This window comes from Fodinicola feengrottensis, from assembly GCF_039530045.1.
Lineage (GTDB): Bacteria > Actinomycetota > Actinomycetes > Mycobacteriales > HKI-0501 > Fodinicola > Fodinicola feengrottensis.
The window spans coordinates 243,834-269,056 of record NZ_BAAANY010000038.1; the positions used below are offsets into that span (position 1 = coordinate 243,834).

Sequence of the window (25,223 nt, forward strand, 5' to 3'; positions counted from 1 at the left end):
TATGGAAACCCAGACAGTTTCCGCAGTTTCTGGCGAGGGTCGCATCGACCTGATCGTGAACGCGGCCGGCCGGCTGTTCCTCGCACCCGGGGCCGGCCGGGTGAGCATGGACGATCTCGCCCATGAGCTGGGGATGAGCAAGAAGACGATTTACCGTCACTTCCCAGACAAGCACAGCCTGCTGACCGCCGTCCTGGATCGGCAGTTCGGAGCCGTCGAACGCGCGCTACTCGCGGCGGCCGCGGAGTCCGAAGGCCAGCCGTTCGGTGACCAGGTGCGGCAGTTCCTGATGGCCGCGGGCGGCGAGCTCGAGCGGATCGGCGCGGCGCAGCTGGCGACCGGACGCGGCGATGCCGCGCTGCGCCGGCATGTGGAGCAGCGCATTGACGCGGTGGTCTACCAGCGGCTGGACGACTTGTTCCAGGCCGGGCACCGGCGGGGACTCCTGTCGGCGCGGCCCGAGCTGTTGGGTGAGATCATCCGCGGCGCGGTCGAGCGGCTGTTGAACTCGCAGCTGCCGCGCGAACTCGACTGCACCGCGGCCGATCTGCTGCGGGCGACCGTGGACACGGTTCTTTACGGGGCAATCCGATCCGGCGCTGATGAGAAGTCGGGTACGTGAAGGGCGCATCTACGTGGTCCGCCTAGAATGATAAGAAATGAAATATTTGGCGCGAAAGCTAGCACGCCGCCCGTTATTGGCGAGAGCATGTTGCTGACAAAAGCGCGGCCGCCGGCACTGCAAACGTAACGACAAAGGCGGATCGGCGGATCCAGGCTGAACGCCCCAAAGAGCTCCTTCGGGGCAGTCACCGCGCAAACGGGGACGATCTGCTTTGTGCGCGTTGTTTCACGACATTCGTGGAATAGAACGCGGAAAGTCCCGGGAGCGGTAAACTCGTTGCCGGAGGCCGGAAAGCAGACGCGGGTAGCGTCGTCCGTTTTGACACCCCGCGCGCGGCCGGTCGCGGCGCCTAGCGTCATCAGCGCCCACCAAATCGGAGCCATTCTTCTCCCCAGGCGGGGAGTGGTGGATCGGGAGGACCGACGCCGATGCATGAGCCCGACGCTGTCCATCAGATGTCTCTCGAAGCCAAACGGGAATTGCTCGCCCAGCTGCTCAAGGCTGAGGCGGCCAAGGACGCTGACCAGCTTTCCGTTGCGCAGCGCCGATATTGGGTGCTGCGGCAGATGGCGCCGGAGGTCGCGACCCATGTGGTGACGACGACCGAGCTGTCCGGGGTCGTCGACAGCGCACTGTTGCAGCAGGCCTGCGCCGCGGTCGTCCGGCGGCGGAGCGATCTTTCGGTCGGATTCGTGGAAGTCGAGGGCCGGCCGGTACGCGTACACGCCTCGATCGCCGGCTGGGTACCACTGTCCACAGTGGACCTGAGTGACGTGGCGGCCGGCCGGCAGCTGGAACAGTTGCGGCAGGTGGTCGCCGAGGAAGCGGCGCGGCCGTTCGACGCGGCCTCGCCGCCGCTGGTACGGCTCACCCTGGTTCGTTGCTCTCCACGGCTGCACGTGCTGGTGCTCGTCGCCCACCAGTTGGTCGCCGACGACCGGTCCGGGCAGCTGCTGGTGGACGAGATCCGCCGCGCGTACGGGACGCTCGCGCAGGACGGCGGGGTGCCGGACAGTAGGCCGGCGCCGGTGTTCGCGGACTTCGCGACCTGGCAGCGCACCTGGCTCACCTCCGAGGAGGGTGCGCGGCAGCTGGAGTGGTGGCGTGGCCGGCTGGCCGAGGTGCCGGTGCTGACGCTGCCCACCGACCGCTCTCGGCCGACCGTGAAGGCGCAGGGCCTGCGTGGTTCCCGGGTCGCGATGCCGGTACCTGCGGCGACCTGGGAGGGCCTGAAGTCGCAGGTCATCGCGCTCGGCCAGCCGGTGCCGGACATTGTGCTGGCCGGCTGGGCAGCGCTGCTCGCGCGCTACTCCGGCCAGCGCGACTTCGCGATCGGCTGGCTGACCGATGGCCGGCAGCGGGCCGAATGGGAGTCGATGGTCGGTCCCTGCCAGCAGACCTGGCCGGTGCGCTGCGTGTTGCGCGGCGACCCCACTTTCGGTGACCTGCTCGCCGGAGTCTCGTCGTCGGTCAACGATTCCCGAGCGCATGGCGCGGTGCCGTTCGAGCGGTTGGTCGAGGACGTCCCGCATCGCCAGGACGTGGCCCATTCCCCGCTTTTCCAGGTACGTTTCGCCGCCGAGGAAGTCGAAGGCGAACAGCGTTCCGGTGGCGTCGGCTGGCAACCCGCCGACATCCCGACCGGCCTCGCACCCTTCGACCTCACGTTGCGCCTGCGCGAGACGCCACAGGGTGCCTCGCTGGTGCTGGAGTTCGCCGGCGACCTGTACGACGACGCCACCGCCGAGCGGATGCTCGATCATCTTCTGGTGCTGCTCCGGCACGTTGTCGGTGACGCCGGCACTCGGTTGGGCGCGCTGCCGTTGGCCGGCGAGACCGAGCGCGCGCAGATCACCGCGTGGGAACAGACCGCCACCACCACCGACACCCACCGCGGCCTGCACGAACTGATCGAGGAACAGGTCGCTCGTACGCCCGACGCGATCGCCTTGCGCGGCGGCGGCCTACGCGTCACGTACGCCGAGATGAACCGCCGCGCGAACCGCCTGGCGCACCGGCTGCGCGGCCTTGGCGTCGGCCCGGAGCGGCTGGTCGCGGTGACCGCGGACCGCCGGCCCGAATCGGTGATCGCGCTGCTCGGAGTGCTCAAGTCCGGCGCCGGGTACGTCCCGCTGGACCCCGAATACCCCGCCGAGCGAGTGCGTTATGTCTGCGAGGACGCGGCGGTCGCGGCCGTGGTGATCACGCCCGGCCGGTCGGCCCAGTTGTCTGAGGGCGACTGGAAAGTCGTGGTCGAGGAGACCATCGGCGCCGGCGACGAGCCGGACACCAACCCGGAACCGTTGACGGACAACCAAAATACCGCCTACGCGATTTATACGTCCGGCTCGTCCGGTCGGCCGAAGGGTGTGCTGGTCCCGCATCACGCGATCATCAACGCCACCGAAAATCGCACCGGCGTCTTCCCGGAGCCCATCTGGGCGTACGTGATGCTCGCGCCGTTGAGCTTCGACGCGTCCGGCGCCGGCCTCTACTGGACGCTGACCAACGGCGGCCGGTTGGTGCTGCCGAGCGAGGACGAAGTACGCGACCCGCGGTTGCTGGCCGCCTTGCTACGCGAGGAAAAGGGCGCCCATTTCGACGGCGTTCCTTCGCAGTACGGCGTGCTGTTGGAGACCCAGCCGGACTGCGTGGCGGACCTGCGCTGCGTCATCCTGGCCGGCGAGGCGTTGCCGCCGGCACTCGTCGCGCGGCACTATGAACTTGCGCCAAACACCCCACTTTTCAACGAATACGGGCCAACCGAGGGCACTGTCTGGAGCACGGTCCACCGCTGCGAGGCGGCCGATGCTGGCATGACCGTGCCGATCGGCAAACCCGTCCGGGGCGTACGTGTGCATGTCCTGGACGAGGCGTTCGGGCTCGCGCCGATCGGCGTGCCGGGGGAGTTGTGCCTCGCCGGTGAGCAGGTCGTACGCGGCTACCTGAATCGTCCCGAGCTGACCGCCGAGCGGTTCGTACCCGACCCATATGTGCCGGGCGGGCGCATGTATCGCACCGGTGACCTGGCCAGATGGCGTCCGGACGGGGAGCTGGAGTTCCTCGGCCGGGCCGACTCGCAGGTCAAGGTGCGGGGCTTTCGGGTCGAGCTGGCCGAGATCGAGAACGTGCTCGGCGAGCATTCGGCGGTCGCGGCGACTGCGGTCGTCGTACGCCAGCACGGCGACGCCGCTCAACTGATCGCCTATCTGGCGCCGCGTACCGGCCGCACGCTCGATCGCGCTGGCCTGGAGTCGTTCGTACGCGACCGGTTGCCGTCGTACATGCTGCCGCAGCAATACGTTCTGCTCGACACCTTGCCGATGACCGACCGCGGCAAGGTCGACCGAGCCGCATTGCCCGATCCCGCGCCGGACTTGGACCGTGGCGTCGGCTACCAGGAGCCGCGTACCAAGATCGAGCGCGAGGTGGCGCTGGCGTTCGCCGAGGCGCTGGGCATCGAGCGGGTCGGCCGGCATCAGGATTTCTTCGCCAACGGTGGAAACTCGCTGTTGATCGCGCGGGTCGGCTCGCGGCTTTCCAAGGCGTACGGCGTGGATCTGCCGCTGCATTCGCTGTTCACCACACCCACCGTCGCGGGGGTGGCGACCACGATCGAGGTCTATCGCAAGGAGGGTTACCAGGGCCTGCTGGCCAAACGTGACCCGCAGCTGCTGGTGGCCGAGTCACGGCTGGATCCGGAGATCACCCCGGCCGGGCTGCCGATGGCGAACATCGCCGACCCGGACCAGGTGCTGGTCACCGGCGCCACTGGTTACCTCGGGATTTTCCTGGTGGAGCAACTGCTTCTGCAGACCCACGCGCATGTGCATTGTCTCGTACGCGCCGACGACCCGGTGTCCGCGCAGGAGCGGCTCCGGGAGACCGCTGCCAAGTTCAAGGTGGACTGGGACGAGCGCTGGGACGAGCGAGTTCACGCGGTGGTCGGCGACCTGGCGAAACCGCTGCTGGGGACAAGTGAGGACGAGTTCGACCGGCTGGGCCGCATTCTCGACGTGATCTACCACAACGGCGCCCTGGTCAACTTCGTCTATCCGTACACGGTCCTGAAAGCGCCGAATGTCAACGGCACTGTCGAGGTGCTGCGACTCGCCTGCCGGACCCGCGCGAAGCTCGTCCACCACGTGTCGACGATCGACGTGCTGGTTGGGTCGTACATTCCGCGGCCGTTCCTGGAGATCGACCTGCCGCCGCTGCCGCCACGGGTTCCGTTCAGTTATCCGCAAAGCAAGTGGATCGCGGAGAAGATGGTGGTGACGGCGAGGGAACGCGGCCTGCCGACCACGATTTTCCGGCCCTCTATCATGATGGGCCACACCGAGACCGGCGCCTGTCACGAGACCGACTACATCCTGACCGCGTTGCGCGGCTTCCTGGACCTGAAGATCCTGCCGGTCTACACCGAAATCCTGAACTCGGTGACGGTGGACTTCGCCAGCGCGGCGCTGATCGCGGCCTCGCTGCGGCCGGATTCGATCGGCCGGATCTTCCACATCTGGAACACCGAAGCCCTGCCTACCAACGAGACGTACGAGTGGATTCGGTCCTTCGGCTACGACTTCGATGTGGTGCCGTTCCAGGAGGCCACCGATCGGGCGATGCGGGTCGATCCGTCGCATCCGATCTATCCGCTGCTGCCGGTGCTTTTCCTTTACACCGGCGGTGATGCCGGGCTGCCCATGGAGTTCGCGGCGCATCTGGCGTTGGACCCGGCGAGCGAATGCCGGAATCTGCACCAGGCGATTGCCGGCAAGGGCATCTCGTGTCCGCCCATTGACGAGAAATTCCTGCACAACTGCATGAATTTCCTGCTGGAGAAGGGATTCCTCCCGGAACCGCAGCGCGGTGGCCGGCGGTGAGTGCGGTCACCGCTGGGATCGACGGGCCGCTGGAGCCGGGCCTGCTCCGCCGGTCGGTGAGTGGCTGCCTGCGCCGCCGTCGCAATCATGTCCACAGTGGACAGACCTGGGCAGCGGTCGACCTGACCGATGGGCCGCCCGAACAGACCGTTGCCGCCACCGAGACCGCCCTCGCCCGTACGACCGAAGTGCCGCGCTTTGTACTGCTCCGACACTCAGACGACCGACACACCCTGGTGGTCACCGCGGACCCGTCGGTGCTCGGTACGGCCGGACTGCGCGCGTTGGTCTTGGAGATCGCCGGCCAGTATGCGGTCGACAGCGGCGTACGCGCCGACGTACGCCTCGCTGGCGCCCCGCCGACACCGCGGCCGAGCTCGGACAGCGGGGCGTGGTGGGGAGTGCGGCTTCGCGGCGCCACAGTCCCCGATCTGGTCGTTGAGACAGCTCAGCGGCCAGGTCGGGCTTCCCACTCGGTGGATCCGAAGGTGGCGCTCGCCGGCTGGTACGCCCTCGTCGCCCGCCTGACCGGGAGCCGGGACATCACGATCGGTATCCCGCCGACGGACCAGCAGCCGGGGCCCGAGCCGGTCGACCTACCGGTACGCGTGTGCCTGCTCGGCGATCCCACACTTGCGGTCATCGCCGAGCGAGCCCAAGCGGCCTGGCAGGAAGCCAAGAAGCACGCCCCCGTACCCACAGAGGCTGTTCAGCACTTGACGGATGGCCCGCACCTGGCCGTACGGTTCGCGGCCGGCCCGCCAAAGGCTGCCCACATCACCCACGGCTCGCTCCGATGGACGATCGACGAGCCGGCCGTACGAGCGACAAACGGCGAGGTCACGCTCTGGGCCGACAGCACCACGTTCCAGGGTGGCAGCCGACTGCTGGATCGGCTGGCGCAGGTGGTGGCGGCCGACCCCGATACCAGGCTCTCCGAGTTGCCGGTCCTGACAGCGCACGAGCGCCGCGTGCTGGCCGAGGCGAACGCGACGGACGCCCCGTACCCGCGTGACAAGTGCCTGCACCAGCTGATCGAGGAGCAGGTCGAGCGGACCCCGAAAGCGATCGCGGTGACCGCCGGCGGCGAGCACCTGAGCTACCGGGATCTGGACCGGTCGGCGAATCGGTTGGCGCATTACCTACGGGCGGCCGGTGTCGGCCCGGAGCGGATGGTCGGCATTCTTGCTGCCCGCCGGATCCAGACCGTGGTGGCGATGCTCGCGGTGCTGAAGGCCGGTGGCGCGTACGTCCCACTGGATCCCGACCAGCCAGCCCCACGGCTGCGCCTGATGACCGCCGGCCTGGATCTCGTAGTGGCGCCTCACGACCTCACCAGTCGAGTGCCCGGAGCGGTCGACGGCACCGCTGTATCGGCCGATTTTCCCGAGCGACGGCTGGAAAACCTTGCACTCCCGGACAATCTCGCGTACGTCATCTACACATCCGGCTCGACCGGCGAGCCCAAAGGCGTGTTGGTGCCGCACCGCCAGATCGTGCACTCCACAGCGGCGCGGTGGGCCGACGGCCGGTTCTCACCCGGCGCGTACGCACCGCCCGTGCCGCTGTCATTCGACGCGTCGGCGGCGGCGATTTACTGGAGCCTGTGCCGCGGCGGACGGCTTGTCCTGCCGTCCGACGACGAGGCTCGTGACCCGCGGCTGTTCGCGCTGCTCATACGCGAAGAGCGAGTCACCCACGTGACCGGCATGGCGTCCTTTTACGCGCTGGTGTTGACCGCCGGCCCGGAGCCGTTGGCGACCCTGCGAGATGCCGCGATCGGCGGCGAGGCGATGCCGCCGGAAGTCGCCGCCGAGCACCGCCGGACCCTGCCAAACGCCTTGCTGTGCAACGATTACGGTCCGACCGAGGGCACCGTGTGGAGCACCGCGCACAGCTGTCGCGGCGACGAGACCGGCGCCAGTGTGCCGATCGGGAAGCCGATCCAGAACGTACGAGTGCACCTGCTCGACGAGCACCTGCTGGCGGTGCCGCTGGGCGCGGTGGGACAGATCTGCGTTGCTGGCGAAGGAATCGCCCGTGGCTATCTGGGCCGGCCCGCGCTGACCGCCGAGCGGTTCGTGCCGGACCCGTACGGCTCCCCGGGCGACCGCCTCTATCTCACCGGCGACCTCGGCTTTCGCGGCGAGGACGGTGAAATCACCTTCGCTGGCCGCCTCGACAACCAGCTCAAGGTGCGCGGCTTCCGGGTTGAGCCGGCGGAGATCGAGGCGATCCTGCACGGCCACCCGGAGGTCGGTACGGCCGCGGTCATCGGTCGCCCCCGCGGTGGCGACACCGAACTGGTCGCGTACGTGGTCCCACGTGACGCCAGTCGGCCGCCGGAAGACCTGGTCGAGTACGTCAAGGAGCGGCTACCCGCATACATGGTGCCGAGTCGTTTTGAGGTCGGTCCGGAGCTGCCGCGTACGGCCACCGGCAAGATCGACCGGTCCGCCCGACCCGACCCGGTGAGCGCACTGTCCGAGCGAGACGTGGACGCACTCCTTTCCGGTCTGTTAGCGAAAGGACAACCAAGATGAGTGACCAAGAAAGCGCGGTCAGCTGGGCCGTGGTGGTGAACGACGAGGACCAGTACTCGATCTGGCGCGACGACCGGGAGCCGCCGGCCGGCTGGCGCCGGACCGGCACCAGTGGGCCGCGTGAGCAGTGCCTGGACCACATCCGCGAGGTGTGGACGGACCTGCGTCCGCTCAGCCTGCGCCAGCGAATGGAGAGGTGACAGCACCGCTATGGACAGCGAGTTCCCACCCGGGGTCGGGGTGTACGAGCTGGCCCCCGATCTGCCCCTGGTCGAGCCACTACTGGACGAGCTGACCGACCGCTACCCGGCCGCCGACGACCCGCAGCTGCTGGCCGGCTGCCGCCAGCTCGCGTACCGGCGGCTGCCCGCGGACCTGGTGGCCACCTTGACCCGGTTCCGGGACGCCGAGCATGTGCCGGTGCTGGCGGTCGCTGGGCTGCCGGTCGACGACACCCGGATCGGCCCGACCCCGGATCACTGGGCCGCCCAACGAGACCCGGCTAGCACGGTCCGCGAGGAGATCTGGTTCCTGTTGCTGGCCGCCGTCATCGGCGACCCGTTTGGCTGGGCCACCCTGCAAAGTGGACGGCTGGTGCAGAACGTGCTGCCGATCAAAAACCAGGAACACGAGCAGAGCGGCCACGGCAGCCTCACCACCCTCGCCTGGCACACCGAGGACGGCTTTCACCCGTACCGGTGCGACTATCTCGGACTTTTCGCGCTGCGCAACGACGATCTCGTGCCGACCACGATCGCACCGGTGGACGCCGTACGACTGGACGCGCGTCATCGCGAGGTGCTGGCGCAGCCGCGGTTCGTGATCGGGCCGGACAACGAGCATTTGACCCAGCGCCAGCGCGAAGACGCGGCCGCCGGCGAGCCGCTGCCGGCGGACTGGACCCATCCGCCGCCGACCGCCGTCCTTTTTGGCTCGCTCGACCAGCCTTACCTGCGCATCGACCCGTTTTTCATGCGCGCGGTCGACGGTGATCCGGAGGCCGCCGCGGCGCTCACCGCGATCGTCGAGCAACTCGGCGAGGCGATCCGGCCGCTGCCGCTCACCCCGGGCACCGCGTGTTTTGTTGACAACTATCGGGCTGTGCACGGCCGCAGTGGGTTCCGCGCCAAATACGACGGCCGCGATCGCTGGCTGAAGAAGCTGGTGCTGACCCGGGACCTGCGAAAATCCCGGGCCGCCCGTGGTCCGGTGGACGCCCGCATCTTGCGTGCGACGGTCCTGGACAGTGTGCCCGTGGAGGTGCGGCGATGACCGATCTTTCCCCGGCCAAGGCCAGACTTCTGGCCCGGTGGCGAGAAGCCGCGACCGACGAGTCCGAGACGCCCGGCGACATCCCGGCCCGTACGAGCCGCGGTCCGGCGCCCCTTTCCCTTGCGCAGCAACGACTCTGGATCCTGGAGCAACTGCAGCCCGGCTCAGCTGCCTACAACCTTTTCTTCTGCGGCCGGCTCAGCGGTCGACTGGACCCGGCCGCGCTGACCACCGCGGTCGCCGATTTGGTGCAGCGCCACGAAACCTTGCGGACCGCGGTCGTGACGATCAGTGGCCGTCCTGCTCAGCGTACGGACGCGTTGCCGCCGGAGCTGGCTGTCGTTGACCTTCGCGACTCGGCCGACTTTGATGTTGCCGTACGCGAAAAGATGGACGAGGCGATCCATCTCCGCTTTGCGCTGCGGACTGGTCCGCCGGCTCGGTTCCTGCTGTTGCGCGGGCCTGACCACGACTGCATCGGATTAGTCGTCCATCACCTCGTAGGCGATGGTTGGTCGCTCGGTGTCGCACTGCGCGATCTGTCCGCCTGCTATCAGGCACGCGTACGAAATGAGGAGCCCCCACTCGAGGCCCTGCCTGTCACCTTCGCGGATTTTGCCAGCTGGCAACGCGAAGCCGTACGCGCCGAGGACTGGCAGTCTGACCTGGGCTATTGGGCCGATCGGCTGCACGACCTGACGCCGCTGGAATTGCCGCTGGATCGGCCACGGCCGGCGATCCTGTCGCTCGACGGAGACTGGTTGCCGATCGAGCTCGGCGCTCGTACGTCCGACGCCATCCGCGCGCTCGCCCGCGCCCGCGACACGACAGCTTTTACCGTGCTGCTCGCGATTTACACGACCCTGCTGTCGCGGCTCGGCGGCCAAACCGACCTGACCGTCGGCACGGCGGTGGCGCATCGCAGCCACCCGCAAACGTACGGGCTGATTGGCAACTTCATCAACATGCTGGCGTTGCGTACCGACGTTGCCGGCGATCCGACCTTCGGTGAACTCGTCAGCCGGGTCCATCGCACCTGCTCCGCCGCGTACGGGCATCAGGAGGTGCCGTTCGAGCGAGTCGTCGAGGAGATCAACCCGCCGCGAGACACTTCGCGAGGTGCGATTTTCCAGACCACGCTGGTGATGCAGCCGGCCAGCGCGCCAGCTGACTTCGCCGGTCTCGACATCGAGCTCATCGAGTTGGGCTCCCGAAGCGTACGAGCTGATCTGGAACTGCACCTCTGGGATCGGCCGGAGTTTGTGGGGCGGCTGGCTTTCAGCACCGACTTGTTTGACCGGACCACCGCTCAGTCGTTCGTCGACCGGTTCGTACAGCTCGCCGAGACCGCGGTGGTTGAGCCTGACCGTCGGCTTACTGAGTTGCCGATGTTGCTGCCGGACGAGCGGGTGCGCCTCCAGCAGTGGTCGCGTGGCGAGCCCGCCTGCGAGTCCTTTGTTCCCGTACATGAGCAAATCGCCGAGCAGGCCCTGCTGCGGCCGAACGCGCCGGCGGTGGTCGACTCGCAAGGCCGCACACTGACTTTCGGCGAGCTGGCCAAAGCCGCGACCGCCTTGGCGCGAAGGCTGGTTTCCTTGGGCGTACGCCCCGAAACTCGGGTCGGCATCTGCCTGGAGCGCAGTGTTGATCTCGCCGTAGCGGCGCTCGGAGTGCTGGCCAGCGGCGGCGCGTACGTGCCGCTGGATCCTGGCTATCCGGCCGAAAGACTCGGATATCTCGCCGAGGACTCGGCCGCCCCGATCGTGATCACCTCACCGGAACTTGCCGACACCAAGCTCGCCGGACTGCCGGCAACGCTGGTCTGGATCGACGGCGACGACGTACCGGCAGCGCTGCCGTCCACAGTGGACAGTGGGAGTTTGGCTTACGTCATCTACACTTCGGGCTCGACCGGTCGTCCGAAGGGCGTCCAGATCGAGCACCGGTCGCTGGCGAATCTCGCGTACGCGATGCGCCGCCGGCCTGGACTCGGGCCGGACGACACGATGACGATGATCGCCAGCCTGTCCTTCGACGCGTCGGTGGCCGAGCTGTTCCCGCCGCTCGCGGCCGGCGCGCGGGTGGTGGTCGTGGACGCCGACGACGCCCGTGACGGCCGCCGGTTGGCCGCGCTCATCGAGCGGCACCAGGTCACCGTCGTGCAGGCGGTGGCGACCACTTGGCGGCTGCTGCAGGGCGCCGGCGGAGTCGACGGCAGTCGCGTACGAGCGCTCTGCGGTGGAGAGCCGATTGGCGACGAGCTGGCCAGCTCGCTGGCCGAGCGTTATGAGGCATGGAACATGTACGGCCCGACCGAATCGACCGTCTGGTCGTCGTGTGGGCCGTTGACCACGGATGGCCCGGTGTTGCTGGGCGAGCCGCTGGATGGCGTACGGCTGCACGTCCTTGACGACAGCCTCGAACCCGTTCCAGTCGGCGTGTACGGCGAGTTGTGCATCGCCGGCGCGCACCTCGCCCGCGGCTACCACGACCGCCCAGAGCTGACCGCGCAGCGGTTCGTCCCCGACCCGTACGGGCCAGCCGGCGGCCGGTTGTATCGGACCGGCGACCGGGCTCGGCGCCGCCAGGACGGCTCGCTGGAGTTCGCCGGCAGGGCCGATGACCAGGTCAAACTCCGCGGCTACCGGATCGAGCTGGGGGAGATTGAGGCGGAGCTGGCGGGCCACGAGCTGGTCGCCGAGGCCGCCGTCGCGGTGCAGCCGCCCGGTCGGCTGGTGGGCCACGTCGTTCTCGCCGCCGACACCTCCGCGACGCCCGCCGAGATCACGGGGCAGCTCCGGGACGCGTTACGGTTGCGGCTGCCGGACTACATGGTGCCGTCCGCCTTCACGTTCCTGCCGAAACTTCCCGTCACCGCCAACGGAAAACTCGATCGGCAGGCGCTGCCCGAGCCCGGTCGCGACCGCTCCGGCTCGGCACCTTACGTGGCACCGGGCAGCGACCTGGAGAAGGAGGTCGCCGGGTTCGCCGCCGACTCGCTTGGGGTGCGGCGGGTCGGCCTCTACGACGACTTTTTCGACCTGGGCGGGCATTCGCTCACCGCCGCGCAACTGGTGGCGGCATTGAGCGTCCGGTTCGGCGTCGACCTGTCCGTCCAGGACCTTTTCGTGAACCCGACAGTGAGTCACCTGGCCGCGCTTGTCCAGGCCGAGGTGGACCGGTCGCTGCACCTGACCGACGAGGACGGCCGGATCCGCCGGCTGGTCGCGGAGATGTCCGAGGAGACGGTCGACATGCTCACCACCCATCTGTTGCGTGCCGGCGACGGCGCGGCGCGGATCTGAGCAGGAGGCACCGATGCAGTTCGGCATGTTCTTCGAGCTTCAGTTGCCCCGACCGTGGGCCGACGGCGACGAGCACCGACTGGTCCAGAACGCGCTGGAATGGGTCGAGCTCGGTGAGGAGGCGGGGATCGCGTACGCCTGGGCGCAGGAGCACCACTTTCTGGAGGAGTACTCGCATTCCACCGCACCCGAGGTGTTCCTGTCGGCGCTGAGCCAACACACCAGCAAGATGCGGATCGGACATGGCATCACGCTGATGCCACCGGCGTACAACCACCCGGCCCGAGTGGCCGAGCGGATCGCGATGCTGGATCTGGTCAGTGGCGGCCGGGTGGAGTGGGGGACCGGCGAGTCCACCTCCCGCATCGAGCTGGAGGGTTTTGGCGTCAACTACATCGAAAAGCGCAGCATGTGGGCCGAGTGCGTACGGGAAGCGGCCAAAATGATGTGCACAGAGCCGTATCCGGGTTATGCCGGTAAGCACTTTTCGATGCCGTCGCGAAATATCGTGCCCAAGCCAGTGCAGTCTCCACATCCGCCGCTCTGGGTGGCTTGTACGAACCGTGACACCCTCAAGTTGGCTGCCCGCCTCGGCATGGGTGCTCTGACTTTTTCCTTCATGGACGCGGGAGAAGCCAAATACTGGGTCAACGAGTATTACGAGACCTTCGCCCGCGAGTGTCGGCCGATCGGGCAGGCGGTGAACCCGAACATCGCGATGCTCTCCGGTGTGATGATCAACGAGGACGAGCAGGTCGCGCTCGATCGTGGGCTGCTCGGTCAGCAGTTTTTCAAGTGGGCGCTGGCACATTACTACCGGCACGGCGAACATGTCCCGGGGCGTACGAACCTGTGGGAGGAGTTCCAGAAAATCGAGCCGGAGCCGATGGCCGGCGTCGGTGCGGTCGGCACGCCCGAGCAGGCGATCGAGCACTTCAAGGGCCTGGAGGAAGCCGGTGTCGACCAGGTGATCCTGCTCCAGCAGGCCGCCGGCTACCAGCACGAGCATATTTGCGATTCGTTGCGGCTGTTGGGAAAGAAGGTGCTCGGCGAGTTCAACGAACGGCATGTCGAGCGACAGGCCCAGAAAGAGCGTGACCTGGCACCGCACATCGAGGCCGCGTTGGCGCGCCGGCCGGCGATCGACGAACCTGACCTGACGCCGGTCACTTCCTATCCGCAGCAGTGGAAAAAAGACGGCGCCACCGACCAACAGGTGGGCATCAACCGCTCGGTGGACGCTTCGGCGCTCTGGCGGCTGCACGTCGGCGGTGGTGGCAGCAATGGTCGGTGATTCCGCGTATCTCAACCGCTTCCGTCAGCAGGTCGAGCGGGTCCCGGAACGAGTGGCGTGCGGGTTTCTGGGCGACGGTGAGAATCTGACCGCCACGCTCACGTACGGCGAACTCGACGTGCGGGCGCGTACGATCGCTGACCAACTCCAAGGGCGGCTGGCTGCCGGCTCTCGAGCGATCCTGCAGGCCGAGCCTCATCCGGACTTCGCGGCAGCGTTTTTCGGCTGCCTGTATGCGGGCGTGATCGCCGTGCCGGTAGCCGCACCGGCGCCGCCACGGCCTGATGTTGGGATGGAGCGGCTGCTGCGGATCGTCGGGGACGCCGGTGCGGAGGCACTGCTGTTGTCCGGCGACCTTCCGGTGGAATTGCCGGCCGGCGTGGCGGCCATTCGTGTGGACCGCCCTGGCGGCGACCCGGCCGGCTGGCGGGATCCGGGCGTACGTCCGGAAACCATCGCGTTCTTGCAGTACACGTCCGGATCGACTCGCATTCCGCGGGGCGCGGTGGTGGGTCACGGAAATCTGGCCGCGAACCTGGACGCTCTCGGACACGCGCTGGCGGTGCCGCCCGGCAGCACCTCGGTGAGCTGGCTGCCGCTGTATCACGACATGGGGCTGATCGCCGGCCTGCTGCTCGCCGCCAGCAGCGGCGGCACGGCGTACCTGATGAGCCCGCTGCATTTCCTGCAACGCCCGGTGCGGTGGCTGTCCGCGGTTTCCACGCACCACGGGTTTATCAGTGGAGCGCCCAATTTCGCGTACGACCTGGCGGTCAGTAAAGTGACCGACGAACAGGCCGCCGGGTTGGATCTGTCCTGCTGGCAGGTCGCTTTCAACGGTGCCGAGCCGGTCCGGCCGGCCACCGTGGAACGTTTCGGAGAGCGGTTCGCGCCTTTTGGCCTCCGGCCGGAAAATGTGATCGGCTGCTATGGGCTGGCCGAGGGCACGCTGATCGTCAGCGGCTGCACGAACACCGATCCGAAATCGGTCGCGGTGGACCGGGACGGCATCGAGCACGACCAGGTCCGCGAGCCGGTGCCGGGTGAACCGGTGACCCGGCTCGCGACCTGCGGGCGGGTGCCGCCGGGCGTACGGCTGGAGATCGTGGATCCGGCCGATCGGGTGGCGCTCCCGCCGGACACCGTCGGTGAGGTGTGGGTGGCAGGTCCGAGTGTGGTCCGCGGATATTGGGGCGGTGCGGCCGATCCGTCGCTCGGCGCCCGCCTCGGCGACGACCCGACGCCGTTCCTGCGTACCGGCGATCTCGGCTTTGTCCACAATGGACTTCTGTATCTTTCCGGGCGGATCAAGGACTTGCTGATCGTGCGCGGCCGGAACGTCCAACCACACGAGGTCGAGGACGCGGCCCAGGCCGCTCATCGGCTGATCCGGCCAGGTGGCTGCGCGGCCTTCCATCTGGACGACGTGAGAATCGCCTTGGTGGCCGAAACTTCGGCTGGCGACGATTTCGCTGAGGTGGCCGCGGTCGTACGACAAGCGGTGCTTGCCGATCAGCAAGTGGCTCTCGCGGCGGTGTTTTTGGTGCCGGCGCGGGCAGTCCCGAAGACGACCAGTGGCAAGGTGCGGCGGCAGGCCTGTCGGCAGCTGCTGACCAGCGGCCAACTCGACGTGCTCTTCGAAGACCGCGATCCGAGCCAGTTCGCGGTGGTCAGCTGAGGGAGAGGTGCCATGAGCGACACCGCGGATCTGGTGCGGTGGCTGACAAACCGCGTCGCCGAGTTGACCGGCGCGGCGGCCTCCGAGGTGCCGGTCGACCAACCGTTCAACGCGCTCGGGCTGGACTCGGCGCGGCTGACCGCATTGGCCGGTGAGCTGGAACAGCGGCTCGGCCGGCGCATCGACCCGACAGTGGGATACCACCATCCGACCATCGCCCAGCTGGCGATCGCTTTGACCACCGCGATTCCAGCGGTCGCGGGTACGAGGGCACGCCCAGAATCGGAGCCAATCGCGGTCGTCGGGCTGGCCTGCCGGATGCCTGGCGCCCCGGACGCGGAGGCGTTCTGGCGGCTGCTGGACGGCGGTGTCGACGCGGTGTCGCCACTGCCGCCGGACCGTTGCGCTGGCACTCCAGGGCTGCCCCCGGCCGGTACGCTCGCGGACCTGGCCGGCTTTGATGCCCAGTTTTTCCGCTTCACCGCGGCAGAAGCGGACCGGATGGATCCGCAGCAGCGTCTTCTGCTGGAGGTCTGCTGGGAGGCGTTGGAGGACGCCGGCAGCCCGCCGGAGCGGTTGCGCGGCTCGGATACCGGAGTTTTCCTGGGAATCTCGGAAACCGAGTATCTGAACCGGCAGCTCGCGGACCCGGCCGGCATCAACCGGCACACCGCGACCGGCGGCGCGCGGTCGGTGGCGGCCGGCCGGATCGCCTATCTTTTTGATCTACACGGCCCTGTTTTGGGAGTCGACACCGCCTGCTCGTCCTCGCTGGTGGCCCTGCATCTGGCCGTACGAGCGCTGCGCGCGGGCGACTGCGGGACGGCTCTGGTGGCAGGTGTAAACGCGTTGCTTGACCCGGAATTGACCCTCAGTCTGCAGCGGGCCGCAATGTTGGCACCAGACGGTCGATGCAAGGCTTTCGACTCGCGTGCTGATGGCTACGGTCGTGGTGAAGGCTGCGGTGTGGTGGTCCTTCGGCCGCTGTCGGCGGCGGTCGCGAATGGCGATCGGATTTATGCTCTCGTACGGGGAAGCGCGGTCAACTCCGATGGCGCCAGCAACGGCCTGACCGCGCCCAACCCGGCCGCGCAGCGGGCCGTGCTGGCCGCCGCGTACGCGGATGGCGGGGTTGCTCCGGATACCGTCGATTACGTCGAATGCCACGGAACAGGCACATTGTTGGGCGACCCGATCGAGGCCGCCGCTTTGGGCGCTGTGGTGGGTGGCGCTCGTACGAACCCATGCCTGATCGGGTCGGTGAAGACGAACATCGGGCACCTGGAGGCCGCCGCTGGAATGGCCGGGCTGATCAAGGTCTGCCTGTCATTGCACCACGGTCGGGTGCCGGCGAGCTTGCACGTACTGGAGCCAAATCCGCATATCGACTTTGCCGCGGCCCGGCTGCGGGTCGCGACCAACGCGGTCGAAATTCCTGGGGCCCGGCTTGCTGGAGTGAGCAGCTTTGGCTTCAGCGGTACGAATGCGCATGCCGTGCTGGCCAGCCCGCCGGTTGGTTTGAAGACCGAAGCTGGCCGGACAGTGCTGCCGTTGTCTGCGCGTACGCGCGAAGGCTTGCAGATCCTCAGGCAACGCTTTGTCGATTTGTTGGAAACATCCAGCGATGTCACCGCGATCTCGCGGACGGCGGCGGGTCGTCGTACGCACCATCGCCCGTACCGGCTGGCCGTCCCGACACCGACCGCCGAACGACTGGCGGCCGCGGTGCCGCTGGTGCCGCGTACGACGGCGGCCACCGCGGGCCAGCCGCGGCTGCTTTACGTCTGCTCCGGTCAGGGTTCGCAATATGCCGGAATGGCCCGCGGGCTGCTTGCTGTCGAGCCGCTTTTTCGTTCTGTTATCAGGCGTTGCGACGAGGAGATGGACTGGTCCATCGAGGCCGTCCTGGGTGGCGACGACCCACGCGATCTCGCGGACACCTCGGTGGCGCAGCCGGTCACGGTGGCCGTTCAGGTCGCGCTGGCCGAGCTTTTGCGGGGATACGGCGTCATGCCGGCCGCCGTCGTCGGACACAGCGTCGGAGAGATCTCAGCGGCGGTGATCAGTGGCGCCCTGCCGCTGGGTGCGGGTATCGGGCTGGCGGCCCGCAGAGGTCTCGCGATGGCCGCTCCTGGCGGTGCCGGCGCCATGTTGGCCGTCGAAATTTCCGCTGAAGAGGCCGAAAAGCTGACAGACGTCTCGGTGGCAGCAGTGAACTCACCGGGGACCTGCGTGCTGTCCGGTGATCCCAAGACACTCGGCCGGGTGCGTACGCGGCTGTCCGCCGACGGTGTGCTGGCGCGTTGGGTCAAGGTCGACTACGCCTTCCACAGCCCGCGAATGGCGGGTGCCGCCGAAGCGCTCGGACACGTCGAGTTGGAGCCGTCGGCCGAGCCGGCTGTACCGTTCTGGTCCGCCCTCACGGCCGCTCCGGTAACCGCTGGTGAGCTGACCGTTTCGTACTGGTCGCGGGGAATCCTGGAGCGCGTACGGTTCTCCGACGCGGTCGCGGCCGCAGTTGCGGGACTGTCCGGCATCGACGCGACTGTCGAACTGGGTGGCCATCCGGTCCTACGATCAGCCCTCCGCCAGATCGCGTCGAATGGTTTCGAAGTGCTGCACGCGATCGACCGCGACCGCGACGACTCGGACAGCTTCCGGCAGCTGCTGGCCGGCGCGTACGAGCTGGGAGCGACTGTCCGCTGGGACCGGCTGGGACCGGCCAGCCCACCAGTGTCGTTGCCGCCTTATCCGTGGCAGCACGAAAGACACTGGATCGAGCGACCCGAGCGTACGCTCCCCAGCGGTCTGCCCCTGCTCGGCGCACCCGTGGATCTTGCGTCCGGCGAACAGAAAGTCTGGGAGTCCGCGCTGTCTTTCGATTCGGTGCTGGCGGATCACCTGGTTGGCGGCACGGTTCTGTTGCCAGCGGCGGGATATCTGGAGCTGGCGCTGGATGCGGCGGCCCACGTTGGCCGGGACTCGTTGCGAGAAGTCCAGCTGCTCAAACCGCTGACGTTGGACCGCTCGCGGTGGCGAGTGCAGACCAGTCTTCAGCCGCGAGATGACGCGTACGAGGTGACGATCGACGCTCGTACGACCGACCAACCGTGGGCGCGTTTCGCTACCGCACGAGCGATCGCGGCCGGCCCCGCGCCGCTGCTGGACCTCGCGGCCGTACGCGCGCGTTGCCCGAAGGAGATGCCGGCCGGCGCTGTCTACGCCGCACTGGCCGAGCAGGGTTTGCAGTACGGTCCGGCTTTTCGAGGCCTCGCAGCGGTGTACGGCGGCGACGGTGAAGCGCTCGCGGAAATTCAGGTCGGGTCCGAGCAGCTTCCGGGCGTGCGCGCGATGGACGCCGCCATCCAGCTGATCGCCGCGGTCAGTCCGGCGGGCTGGTCCGGATCCGCTGGTCACGGGCCTGCGGTGCCAGTTTCCGCGGCCGACGTGACCCGCTGGGCGGACGCGGCTGACGCGATCCTGGCGCATGCCCGGGTACGTGCGGTGGATGGCGACGAGCTGACCGCGGACATCGTGTTGGCTGACGCGGACGGCAAGCCGTGCGTACAGATCAACGGCCTGCGGGTCCGGCGGACCGGCCGAGCTGCCGCACAGGATGACGGACTTTGGCGCTATGACTTGCGATGGTTACCGGCGGCTCGCGCCGACCGCACCACAGCGGGTGCCGGCCGGTGGCTGATCGTGCCCGATCAAGGTGGCGTCGGCGCGGCCCTTGCCGAGCAACTGACCGCTCGTGGCACCGACGTGGTGATCGGCGAATTCGACAACGGCACGTACACGGGAGTAGTCCATCTCGCTGGCCTCGACGACGACGTGGATCTCCATAGCATGGCTCAGCTGATCCAGGTTGCCTCGTATGCGAACACTCCGACGATCGTGGTGGCCACTCGCGGTTGCCACCCGGTGGCCGGCATGCCGACAACAGTTCCGACGGCAGCGCCGATGTGGGGTCTGTGCAAGACATCCCCGATGGAGAACCCGACACTTCCCATTCGTTGCGTGGATCTCGACCCGGCGGCCTGCGCCAAGGACGCGGCGGCCGATTTGCTGGGTGAGCTCGTACCGGCGCCACGGACCAGCGACCCGGCGGTGATTGCCAGCATTGACACCGAAGTCGCGTACCGAGCCGGCCAGCGATATGTCCGAAGGCTCGGTCTCGCCGAGAGGGCATCGGGACGGCTGAACCTCGACGGCGACGGTGTGTACGTCGTCACCGGCGGGAGTGGCGCGCTCGGTCTGGCAGTGGCCGGTCGGCTGCTCGAACGTGGCGCCGGTACGGTCGCGCTCATCTCGCGCGGTCCGCTGAAAGACACGGCAGCGCCAGTCTTGCGGGCCGGTGGCGAAAGGGTTGTCGCACTACAAGCCGATGTGGCAGACGAACCGGCGCTCGCGGGAGTTCTTGCTGAGCTGCGGGTGAAAGGTTCCATCAGAGGTGTGGTGCACGCGGCTGGCGTGCTCGAAGATGGTGCCCTGCTGGAACTGACCGGTGACTCGTTAAGCCGAGTGCTGGCGCCGAAAATGGCCGGCGGTTGGCATCTCCACCAGCTCACCAGGGATGATCCGCTCGACTTCTGGGTCGCGTTTTCCAGTGCTGCCAGCGTGCTGGGCTCACCCGGCCAGGCGAACTATGCGGCGGCGAACGCGTATCTCGACTCGCTGGCGGCTTTCCGGCAGAGCGAGGGACTCCCGGCGGTCAGCATTGGCTGGGGGCCGTGGGCGGCCTCAGAGCTGGGGGAGGGGATGGCCGGCGGCGCTGGGATCAGCTCGATCTCACCGCGCCAGGGCTTGGACGAATTCGAGCGGCTGGCGACCGGCCCAGCGGTTCACGCAGTGGTGCTTCCCTTTGATATCCGCGATTTGCTGCAGTTTTATCCGGCCTCGCTGGGAACGGCGTTTTTCACCGAGGTGGCCGACGAAAGCGTACGGTCGCTGAAAAGCATCGGAGTGGGTTCCGGCGCCCGGCCGGAGCTGACCACGCCGTACCAGCCGCCGGCCGATGGGGTGGCCCGGCGGATCGCCGCCATCTGGCAGAAGTCGCTGGGCATCGAGCCGGTCGGCGCGAACGACAACTTCTTCGAGCTCGGCGGGGATTCGGTGTTCGGCAACCAGATCCTGGTCGAGATCAACCGGGCACTGGGCGTCACGCTCGACCCGGAGCGGGCGTTCGAGAGATTCACCGTGGCGGCGCTGGCCGGACTGGCCGAGCAGGAGCAGATCCGCCGGTTGGAACGGATGACCGACGACGAAGCGGCCCGACTGCTCGGGTCCCCGACCTCCAGGAGCGAGTCATGAAGCCGGTAACCCTGCCGGGAATTGAGGATTACGTCGCCGCGCACACCACCCCGGATGCGCCCCACCTGGTCGAGTTGGCGGCGCAGGCACACGAGGCGCTGGTGGACCCGCAAATGATGTCCGGTCCGGTGCAGGGCCGTTTCCTGGAGCTGCTGGTGTTCGCGATGCGACCCCGGCTGGTGCTGGAAATCGGGACTTTCAGCGGATATTCGGCGCTGTCGATGGCGCCGGCGCTGCCGCCCGGCGGGCGGATCGTCACCTGCGAGCTGAATCCCGAACACGCGACCTTCGCGCGAAAGCGCATCGCGGAGAACGGCTTCGCGGACCGGATCACCGTCGAGGAAGGCCCGGCGCTGGATACCGTACGGAGCCTCGACGGACCTTTCGACCTGGCATTCATAGACGCGAACAAAACCGGATACCCCGACTATTTGGAGGCCGTACTGGAAAAACTGTCACCCAACGGTTTGATGCTGGCGGACAACACGCTGTGGAACGGCGATGTCCTCAACGCCGACAGTGCCGACCCGGACACGCACGCCTTGCGGTCGTTCAACGCCGCGGTTGCCGCTGACCCGCGGCTGCGCTGCACGCTGTTGACCGTACGAGACGGCCTGACCGTCATCCGGCGCGCCTGACCGGATGCTGGTTGGCAGCGTCGTACCCGTCGGCGTGGTGGTTGTCGAAGGCGCGATCGGCGCGCCGGACGTGCCGATCGCGACCGACGAGCGGGCCCTGGTATGCGGCGCGGTTTCGCGGCGACAACGGGAATTCGCGGCCGGCCGCCGGTGTGCGCACCGGGCGCTGGCGGCACTCGGGATGGACCTGTCGGTGATCGGGTCGGGTCCTCGCCGCGAGCCGCTCTGGCCGGCTGGCGTGGTCGGCAGCATCACCCATTCGGACGCGTACGTCGCGGCCGCGGTCGCAGGTGGCCGGGCGTACGCGGGCCTCGGCATCGACGTCGAATGCCGAAGACCGCCACTGGAGTCGATGCTGGAAACCGTGTGCGTCCCGTCCGAGCAGGCCTGGTGCCTCGCCGGAGACAGCCCGTCGCAGCGACTGCGGCTGGTGTTCAGCGCCAAGGAAAGCGTCTTCAAGGCCGTCTATCCGGCGACTGGCGACTGGCTGGGTTTCCACGACCTCGAGCTGATCTTCGCCGGCCACACCTTCACCGTCCACAGTGGACGGTGGTCAGGTGTGACCGGCGCCCACCAAGCGGTCGACGACCTCCAGGCGACGGCCGCGTGGCTGCCGGCGCTCTGCCGTTGATCGGCAACCGCACCCGGCCGGTGCTGCCGGTCAAGGGGCCCCATTTTTGGCTCGGGGAGGACATAGCCTGCGGCATGAGGTGATGGCGGTGGGCAGCAGCGTACGAGCGGCGCCGAGGGTTCCGTTGGTGGTTCTGCCGGCGACGACCGAGGTGCTGGAACCGATCTCGGGTGCCGCGACGGTGGCCGTGGCGCTCGACCGGCTCAGCCGGCTGGCCGCCGAGCCGGACCGGCGGATCGGCCTGGACGCGGCCTTGCCGATCGCGGTACGCGAGTGCCGCCGGCTGCTCGTCGCGCAGACCTGCGCCGGGCCAGTGGACAACGGCGAGCGGATGCCCGCGGACTTCCACGTCCACGAGTATTTCGGCGTACGAAGAGGAAAAGTGTCAGCACGAGATGCGGCCGTACACGCGACCGCCATCGTCTACCGAGCACTCGTCGACCTCGGATTCGCGACAGTGGACGGAAACGACATCGCGGCCGAGGCAACCGGGATGCGGTTGGCGCTGACTTCGGCCGGCGCAAAAGGAAAGCACGAGAACGGGCCGCTGGTCGACTATCGTCCGGACGGCGACGGCCTGGAGCGGTGGATCGTCACCCACCATCTCTACTTCCTCTTCAACGTACGGGCCGCGGACCACATCCGGCTGGCCATTGGCGCACTCGGCGAACGGCGTTGGCAAGCCGCGGCCGAGTCGTTAAGAGTCGCCGCCGAGTACGTCCGCGCGCTCACCGCGGCGATGGCGCATTCGGCCGCGTTGTCCCGCGACTACTACCGCGATGTCGTACGCCCCACCATGTCACCGCCGGCCGCGCCGACCGAGCTGACCGGCCGCATGCAGCCAGAACACCGCGCGTACCGGCGTGGCCTGGGTGCCCTGCTGGACGTCCTGGACCAGCCGTACGACGAGCTTCACGCGCGCTCGCCCGCGCTCGCCACCGCTCGGGAGGAACTGCTCGACGCGGACCTGCTCGACATCGAGCGGCACGTCTGTGTCGCTGACGCGCTGGTACGCGCCGATCGCTCGCTCGTCCAGCAGGAGCGCGGCAGCGAGAACGCGGTAGCGACGCTGCGGCAGATGCGGCACCAGCGGGCCGCTCGCTACCGGCCGCTGGTCCGTTACGGCGACCCACTGCTGAGTTACGCCGATTAGGAGGAGCGCGATGTTTTCGTCCCATCCCGAGCCGCCGCCGGAGCTCGGCGCGGATCTGGAGCTGGACCCCGAGGAATGGGCCAGCCAGCACACGTACACACTGATCGGCTCGCTGGTGGTGCCGCGGCCGGTCGCCTGGGTGTCCACGATCGGCGCGGACGGCCGGCTGAACCTCGCTCCCTATTCGTATTTCAACCTGGTCGCGGACGATCCGCCGCACGTGATGTTTTCTTCGATTGGCGCAAAAGACACTCTGCGAAACGTCAGAGACAATGGTGAATTCGTGGTTAACCTCGCCGGCCGCGGCCAGCTGGGGGCGCTGGACAAGACGGCCGAATCGCCACCGGACGACAGCAGCGAGTTTGACCTCTGCGGCGTCACCGCCGAGCCGTCGCAACGCGTACGGCCGCCCCGGGTCGCGGAGGCGAAGGCGCAGCTGGAATGCGTGCTGGTGTGGCACGCGCCGGCCGGCAACGGGCACGTGGTGGTCGGCCGGGTGGTGCACATCCACGTCCACCGGTCGGTCTGGTCCGACGGCCGGGTGGCGCCCGCGCTCTATGACCCGGTCGTACGGCTGAGCAGGCGTTACGGCGCGCTGTCGGCCGAACTCACCCCAGAAGAAGCACCGGCCGACCACGCCCTGGCTCAGTAAAGGAGACCGCGATGAGCAGAAGCCGGCACCCGATCTTCTCCCGTTGGTACGACTTCGTGACCGCGTTCGTCGAACGCTCCGGCTACGGGAAACTGCGCCAGCAGATCCTGGAACCGGCCAGCGGGCGGCTGCTCGCAATCGGCCTCGGTCCCGGCTATGACCTGCTGCATCTGCCGGTCGCGGTCAAGGAGGTGGTCGGTGTCGAGCCGGACCCCTCGATGCGCAAGATCTGTGCGCGCCGGGCCGCCGATTTGTCGATGCCGGTGCAGCTGGTCAACGCCAGCGGTGAGCACCTGCCGTTCGACGACGCGTCCTTTGACACGGTCCTGTGCACCTTGGTGCTGTGTACGGTCAGCGACCCGGTCGCGGTGCTGGCCGAGGCCCGCCGCGTCCTGAAGCCGACCGGTGAGCTGCTCGTACTGGAACACGTACGCGCCGGCGACGGGGAGTCGTTGGGCCGCTGGCAGGACCGGATGGCGGGGCCGTGGTCCTTCTTCGGCGGCGGGTGTCGGCCGAACCGGCGCACCCTCGCGGCCTTCGACCGGGCCGGCTTCGACACGACAGACCTGACCTCGGAGCGGATCGACGAGCTGCCGCCGCTGATCCGCCCCCATCTGCACGGGCGAGCCCGCCCGCGTTCTGCCTGACGCGAGAGGAATTCCAGTGGCGTCGATAAAAACTGGTGCTGTGGTGGTGTCGTGGGGCGCCGCCATCCCCGGCCGGGAGGCCGGCATGTTGCGAGTCCTCAAGCAGGCGCTCGGGTACGTGGAGCAGCTGCGGGGGGAGGGAAGGATCGAGGACTCCCAGCTCTACGTGTCCAAGACCGGTCCGAACCGGGACACGCTGATGTTGACCGGCCAACTGGACCGGCTGGCCGCGCTGCTCGCCGAGGACGACTTCGAGGACCTGCTGCAGGACGGGATGCTGGTCGTCCAGGACGTACAAGTGGCCCTCTGGGCCGGCGGCGCACCCAGGGCGATCGCCGAAGGCATCGACGTACACGCCGGCAAGATGCGCGATCACGGCTTGTTGTGAACCTCGCAAAGGCCGCACAGAGGGCGTCGGTCGTCCGGATTCCGTACACCTTCCGGTGCCCGGCAAGACGCACCGGGTCGAATGTCCGCTCGTAGCAGATCCGCCGGACCCGCCCGCGAACTTATGTTTTGGCCGGGCCCGAGCTTGCAGGCGGGGCCGGGCCGCTCCGGAGGTTCGGCCGCGCCGACCGCTCGTCATCCGGAG

The 25,223-nt window shown here is 68.1% G+C and carries 15 protein-coding genes; all 15 read left to right on the forward strand.

Translation table 11 applies throughout. The features are described from left to right. The first annotated feature begins 1 nt into the window (after position 1). Entirely contained in the window at positions 2 to 622 is a 621-nt protein-coding gene (locus ABD301_RS36750; RefSeq protein ID WP_344314747.1) for a TetR/AcrR family transcriptional regulator, read from the forward strand. A 431-nt stretch (positions 623 to 1,053) separates the two neighbouring features. Next, positions 1,054 to 5,505 carry a non-ribosomal peptide synthetase family protein gene (locus ABD301_RS36755; protein WP_344314748.1) on the forward strand — a complete coding sequence of 1,484 codons (4,452 nt, stop codon included), beginning with the start codon at positions 1,054 to 1,056 and terminating at the stop codon, positions 5,503 to 5,505. Further along, positions 5,502 to 8,048, forward strand: a complete 2,547-nt coding sequence (locus ABD301_RS36760) for a non-ribosomal peptide synthetase (protein ID WP_344314749.1) — start codon at positions 5,502 to 5,504, stop codon at positions 8,046 to 8,048. The genes ABD301_RS36755 and ABD301_RS36760 overlap by 4 nt, the downstream gene beginning before the upstream one ends. Further along, positions 8,045 to 8,248, forward strand: a complete 204-nt coding sequence (locus ABD301_RS36765; RefSeq protein WP_163569657.1) for an MbtH family protein — start codon at positions 8,045 to 8,047, stop codon at positions 8,246 to 8,248. The genes ABD301_RS36760 and ABD301_RS36765 overlap by 4 nt, the downstream gene beginning before the upstream one ends. Positions 8,249 to 8,258: 10 nt before the next feature. Continuing rightward, on the forward strand, positions 8,259 to 9,320 hold the full coding sequence (gntD, locus tag ABD301_RS36770) for a guanitoxin biosynthesis L-enduracididine beta-hydroxylase GntD (protein WP_344314750.1): 1,062 nt from the start codon (positions 8,259 to 8,261) through the stop codon (positions 9,318 to 9,320). After that, positions 9,317 to 12,625: a non-ribosomal peptide synthetase gene (locus ABD301_RS36775; RefSeq protein WP_344314751.1), complete on the forward strand. Its 3,309-nt coding sequence runs from the start codon at positions 9,317 to 9,319 to the stop codon at positions 12,623 to 12,625. Before gntD ends, ABD301_RS36775 begins: the two co-directional genes overlap by 4 nt. Positions 12,626 to 12,638: 13 nt before the next feature. After that, the gene (locus tag ABD301_RS36780) at positions 12,639 to 13,919 is read left to right on the forward strand and encodes an LLM class flavin-dependent oxidoreductase (RefSeq protein WP_344314752.1); all 1,281 of its coding nucleotides are present in this window, start codon (positions 12,639 to 12,641) and stop codon (positions 13,917 to 13,919) included. Beyond that, entirely contained in the window at positions 13,909 to 15,597 is a 1,689-nt protein-coding gene (locus tag ABD301_RS36785; RefSeq protein ID WP_344314753.1) for a fatty acyl-AMP ligase, read from the forward strand. The genes ABD301_RS36780 and ABD301_RS36785 overlap by 11 nt, the downstream gene beginning before the upstream one ends. Positions 15,598 to 15,609: 12 nt before the next feature. Then, positions 15,610 to 20,910 carry an SDR family NAD(P)-dependent oxidoreductase gene (locus tag ABD301_RS36790; protein ID WP_344314754.1) on the forward strand — a complete coding sequence of 1,767 codons (5,301 nt, stop codon included), beginning with the start codon at positions 15,610 to 15,612 and terminating at the stop codon, positions 20,908 to 20,910. Further along, the gene (locus tag ABD301_RS36795) at positions 20,907 to 21,548 is read left to right on the forward strand and encodes an O-methyltransferase (protein WP_163569645.1); all 642 of its coding nucleotides are present in this window, start codon (positions 20,907 to 20,909) and stop codon (positions 21,546 to 21,548) included. Before ABD301_RS36790 ends, ABD301_RS36795 begins: the two co-directional genes overlap by 4 nt. Positions 21,549 to 21,552: 4 nt before the next feature. Further along, positions 21,553 to 22,179 carry a 4'-phosphopantetheinyl transferase family protein gene (locus tag ABD301_RS36800; protein ID WP_344314755.1) on the forward strand — a complete coding sequence of 209 codons (627 nt, stop codon included), beginning with the start codon at positions 21,553 to 21,555 and terminating at the stop codon, positions 22,177 to 22,179. Positions 22,180 to 22,267: 88 nt separating this feature from the next. Beyond that, positions 22,268 to 23,332, forward strand: a complete 1,065-nt coding sequence (locus ABD301_RS36805; RefSeq protein ID WP_344314756.1) for a hypothetical protein — start codon at positions 22,268 to 22,270, stop codon at positions 23,330 to 23,332. A 10-nt stretch (positions 23,333 to 23,342) separates the two neighbouring features. Beyond that, the gene (locus ABD301_RS36810) at positions 23,343 to 23,984 is read left to right on the forward strand and encodes a flavin reductase family protein (protein ID WP_163569642.1); all 642 of its coding nucleotides are present in this window, start codon (positions 23,343 to 23,345) and stop codon (positions 23,982 to 23,984) included. Between the two features lie 11 nt (positions 23,985 to 23,995). Further along, entirely contained in the window at positions 23,996 to 24,631 is a 636-nt protein-coding gene (locus tag ABD301_RS36815) for a class I SAM-dependent methyltransferase (RefSeq protein WP_163569641.1), read from the forward strand. 16 nt (positions 24,632 to 24,647) lie between these two features. Then, a complete protein-coding gene (locus ABD301_RS36820) occupies positions 24,648 to 25,019 on the forward strand; it encodes a hypothetical protein (RefSeq protein WP_344314757.1) in 372 nt (123 codons plus the stop codon). The last annotated feature ends 204 nt before the right edge of the window (positions 25,020 to 25,223 follow it).

Excerpts from the sequence above, each read along its gene's own strand:
- gntD (WP_344314750.1), top strand. The coding sequence starts at position 8,259 with ATGGACAGCGAGTTCCCACCCGGGGTCGGGGTGTACGAGCTGGCCCCC.
- ABD301_RS36755 (WP_344314748.1), top strand. The coding sequence starts at position 1,054 with ATGCATGAGCCCGACGCTGTCCATCAGATGTCTCTCGAAGCCAAACGG.
- ABD301_RS36750 (WP_344314747.1), top strand. The coding sequence starts at position 2 with ATGGAAACCCAGACAGTTTCCGCAGTTTCTGGCGAGGGTCGCATCGAC.
- ABD301_RS36810 (WP_163569642.1), top strand. The coding sequence starts at position 23,343 with ATGTTTTCGTCCCATCCCGAGCCGCCGCCGGAGCTCGGCGCGGATCTG.
- ABD301_RS36775 (WP_344314751.1), top strand. The coding sequence starts at position 9,317 with ATGACCGATCTTTCCCCGGCCAAGGCCAGACTTCTGGCCCGGTGGCGA.
- ABD301_RS36780 (WP_344314752.1), top strand. The coding sequence starts at position 12,639 with ATGCAGTTCGGCATGTTCTTCGAGCTTCAGTTGCCCCGACCGTGGGCC.
- ABD301_RS36785 (WP_344314753.1), top strand. The coding sequence starts at position 13,909 with ATGGTCGGTGATTCCGCGTATCTCAACCGCTTCCGTCAGCAGGTCGAG.
- ABD301_RS36795 (WP_163569645.1), top strand. The coding sequence starts at position 20,907 with ATGAAGCCGGTAACCCTGCCGGGAATTGAGGATTACGTCGCCGCGCAC.
- ABD301_RS36800 (WP_344314755.1), top strand. The coding sequence starts at position 21,553 with ATGCTGGTTGGCAGCGTCGTACCCGTCGGCGTGGTGGTTGTCGAAGGC.
- ABD301_RS36815 (WP_163569641.1), top strand. The coding sequence starts at position 23,996 with ATGAGCAGAAGCCGGCACCCGATCTTCTCCCGTTGGTACGACTTCGTG.
- ABD301_RS36790 (WP_344314754.1), top strand. The coding sequence starts at position 15,610 with ATGAGCGACACCGCGGATCTGGTGCGGTGGCTGACAAACCGCGTCGCC.
- ABD301_RS36765 (WP_163569657.1), top strand. The coding sequence starts at position 8,045 with ATGAGTGACCAAGAAAGCGCGGTCAGCTGGGCCGTGGTGGTGAACGAC.